Raw genomic sequence first — 3,493 nt, 5'->3', positions numbered from 1 at the left:
TTCGAAGAGCCCGTAAACCAGACCCGCCGCGGGAAGGGTAACGCGTTGGCCTGTGGATTCGCGGCGGCCACCGGCTCCATCATCGTCATGCTCGACGCGGACGGCTCCGCCGATCCCGGTGAGATCGACGCCTATCGTGTCCGCGCTTGTCCTCGGCGCAGACTTCGCGAAGGGCTCCCGCTTCTGCGCTGGCGGTGGGAGCAGCGACATCACCCAGCTGCGCCGCCTGGGCAACCGGGTATTCAACGGCCTGGTCAACCTGCTGATCGGCAGTCGCTACACCGACCTATGCTACGGCTACAACGCCTTCTGGCGGCATTGCCTGCCAGTGCTGGAGATGGAGCCCGGCCGCACCGACTCGGTGAAGCGATGGGGTGATGGGTTCGAAGTCGAGACCCTCATCAACATGCGGGTCGCGCTCGCCGGCATGCGCGTAGTCGAGGTGCCCAGCTACGAGCACTACCGGATCCATGGCGCCAGCAACCTCAACGCGCTCTCCGACGGCACCCGGGTGCTGCGCACCATCCTGGTCGAGGCCCGTGGCAAGGCCCGGATCCGGCCACGTGCCACCGTCCCGCCGCACCCACTGCTCGACATCCCCGAGCAGAAGCATGCGCCGACCACCCCACTCGGCCTGAGCACCCCGGCCGGCCCCGCCGCCTCGATCACCACCTCCACGACGCGGCTGGAGAACGCGTGACCCACGATGTGACCAGCAGCATTCCAGGCCTGGGGCAGTTCGGCGTCCTCGGCTCCGGTAGTCGCACCGGAACCGGACCCCACGCCGCGCATCTTCCCGGGTCGCGGTCTGCTGACGACCGACCGAGCGCGTCCGTGGTCGTGTGCTGCTACACCGAGGCCCGTTGGGACGACCTCTGCGCGGCCGTCGCCAGCGCCCACGACCAACTCGGGGTACACGACGAGCTTGTCCTCGTCGTTGACAACAACGAGGCCCTGCTGCGACGTGCCGTCAGCGCCATGCCGGATGTCACCGTGGTGGCGAGCACGGGCCCACGCGGCCTGTCCGGCGCACGCAACACCGGCATCGCGGCCACCACAGGCGACATCGTCGTCTTCCTCGATGACGATGCCAGGGCGGAACCGAGCTGGCTCGAGCGCATGCTTGCCCCGTATGCCGATTCCCGTGTCATGGGAGTCGGTGGTGCCGCCCGTCCGGCCTGGCCCACCACCCGGCCCACATGGTTCCCGCCCGAGTTCGACTGGGTCGTCGGATGCAGCTACGAGGGTCTGCCCACCTCACGGGCGCCCGTCCGCAACCCGATCGGCGCATCCATGTCCTTTCGGCGCTCGGCCTTCGATGCGGTCGGCGACTTCACGCACGGCATCGGCCGCACAGGCACGGACCCGATGGGCTGCGAGGAGACGGAGTTCGGGATTCGGCTGCGCCAGTCCGATCCGAAGGCGGTCGTTCTCTACGAGCCCGCATCGGTGGTCGCCCATCGGGTGACCACCGAACGAACAACCTTCACCTACTTCCGGCGACGCTGCTATGCCGAGGGACTGTCCAAGGCGCGGGTTGCCGGGCTCGTCGGCCAGGAATCAGCCCTGGAGGCGGAGCGGACGTATGTGAGTCGGACCCTTCCCCGGGCTGTCTGGCGTGATCTGTCCAGCGCCGGTCACCGCTCGCGCGCAGCGGCGATCGTCTTCGGAGTGGCCGCGACATCCTGCGGCTACCTACGCGGGCGACTCGGACGCCGAGCAGGCTAAGCACGATGAGGGCCGGCCCGGGAACGTACCCGAGCGAGGACCCGCGCGGTGTGGGTGACGGAGAGCAGGTCTCGGCTCCCCGTCACCCACACCCGGCACGCCTCGTCACGTAGGTCACCCACCCGGCGGCAACCGCTCCCGCCAAACCCCCTGTGCCACCACTGCGGCCATCGTTGTGCCAGACGTCTCAGAGCAGGTTCGCCGGCGCCCGGTAGATCTTGATCCAGTCGACGAACATCGTGACCGTTGGCGGCGTCTGTGCGTTCCTGCACGGGACCACCTGAAAACAGCCTCGATCATGCTGAAGCGTCATATGCATCGGCTTTACCGGGATCATATTGCGTTCGCGCGCATTCGTCGGCCGCCTGACCGTCCAGGTTGGCTTACCGTCCAGATAATATACGATACGATTCGGCAACCATTCCACCCCGACTGTGTGCCACTGGGTAAAATCAGCGTACACTTTTTTTCCAACTGCCGATTATCGCTGCCGAAATGAAGGAAGTTACTGCCGACCTGACGCTGCGGGTCCGGGACCTCAATGACGTCGATCTCCCCGTCGACCGGCCACTTCTCAGACTGCGGCCAGAGCAGTACCACCGCCGAGTACCCGGACCCCCGCTCCACGCGAATCCGCGCCTCCCACCGCCCGTACCGCAGGTTGATGCGGCTGGCGACACCGCCGGAAACGTCACGCCCAGCCGCATCGATCCATCCGGTGAGCCGCAGCGTGCCGTTCGCCACCGAGACGTTGGCCGGTGACCTGGGCATCAGCGGGACCTGCGGCGAGTCGTAGATCGTCCACCGGTTCGGGTCGAGCGTGTTCCCGTTGAAGGAGTCGGCGTAGACCGGCGTTCCCCAGACCGGATTCGGCGCCCATGTCGACGTCGAACCCGGCGGATCACTGACAGCCGACGGCGCGGACGGGGACGGGGACGGGGACGCCGGCAGGGTGGAGGCCCCCGACGACGCAGGCTGCTTGTCGGACGGATCCGACGACATCCCCGGCTGCGGGGTCGACGAGGCTGACGTCGGCCCACCGGGCAAGGCCGACCCCCCATCCTCGCCATCGGACGTCCAAGCCGGTCCGCAGGCGGCCACCAGCACCAACAAAACTATCAAAAGTCGACGGTCGGGCCGCCGAACGGTCTTTCGCATGACAACCCCCGCCGCAGATCGCTCCACCGTGCTCCCCAGACAGCGACGGCGACGGCACCGGCACGAGTAACAGGACCGTAGCCATTGTCCGTCGCACACGGTTCCTCGTGGACACGGATTGCCAACTCCGAAGACGCGGTCTGCCCGGCACCCAGCATGCCATCCGGACATCGGCCGTGGCTATCCGAGGAGATTTTAATTTTAACGTCGACGCCAGGCGCATCAAACCTAGACCGGCCGTTAGAATAACGGACCCGCGGGTCCGCGGCACGCCAAGCATGAACAGGTGCCCGCCACGCAGGGAGGGCCGGTCGGGGCTGCGAAGCCAGATGAGCAAACTATACGCGAGGACGGCGAGACGGAAGCACCGGCAGCTGTTCTGGCCGGCCTGGTTGCGGTTCGGTCCGCCTGATGCATCCCTGACCACACATTGAGGTTGGCGACCGTGCCCGTGTTGTGCGACCGGCTACGGTCCGGGACGGATACGGCGCAGTACGCTCCCTTTTAGTACGCACCCTCGCGGCGCAGGACCGCGAACACGGTACGCCAGAGGATGTAGAAGTCGAGGGGCAGCGACCAGTTCTGCACGTACCGCAGATCCAAGCGC

Annotated in this window: 2 protein-coding genes and 3 pseudogenes; 2 read left to right on the top strand and 3 right to left on the bottom strand. The window is 66.9% G+C overall.

The window, feature by feature from the left end:
• Both AC08OU_RS23735 and AC08OU_RS23730 read left to right on the top strand, forming a co-directional pair.
• A pseudogene (locus AC08OU_RS23735) lies at nucleotides 1–700 on the top strand (glycosyltransferase family 2 protein); the annotation flags it as partial.
• Nucleotides 697–1,728 carry a glycosyltransferase family 2 protein gene (locus AC08OU_RS23730; protein WP_462189157.1) on the top strand — a complete coding sequence of 344 codons (1,032 nt, stop codon included), beginning with the start codon at nucleotides 697–699 and terminating at the stop codon, nucleotides 1,726–1,728. The pseudogene AC08OU_RS23735 and the gene AC08OU_RS23730, both read left to right, overlap by 4 nt.
• Before the next feature lie 316 nt (nucleotides 1,729–2,044).
• On the opposite strand, the pseudogene AC08OU_RS23725 reads toward AC08OU_RS23730, so the two are convergent.
• From AC08OU_RS23725 to AC08OU_RS23715, 3 genes and pseudogenes are all read right to left on the bottom strand, one after another.
• Nucleotides 2,045–2,191, bottom strand: a pseudogene (locus AC08OU_RS23725) (family 16 glycosylhydrolase); the annotation flags it as partial.
• A gap of 11 nt (nucleotides 2,192–2,202) precedes the next feature.
• A pseudogene (locus tag AC08OU_RS23720) lies at nucleotides 2,203–2,499 on the bottom strand (glycoside hydrolase family 16 protein); the annotation flags it as partial.
• A gap of 891 nt (nucleotides 2,500–3,390) precedes the next feature.
• Nucleotides 3,391–3,493, bottom strand: a 103-nt coding sequence (locus tag AC08OU_RS23715) for a sugar transferase (protein WP_476601737.1), incomplete at its 5' end; no start/stop codon positions are given.

The sequence above is a fragment of the Frankia sp. CcMO1 genome (genome assembly GCF_977945845.1).
The sequence above is the reverse complement of the archived record's forward strand: the minus strand, read 5'-3'. Positions and strand labels throughout refer to the sequence as shown.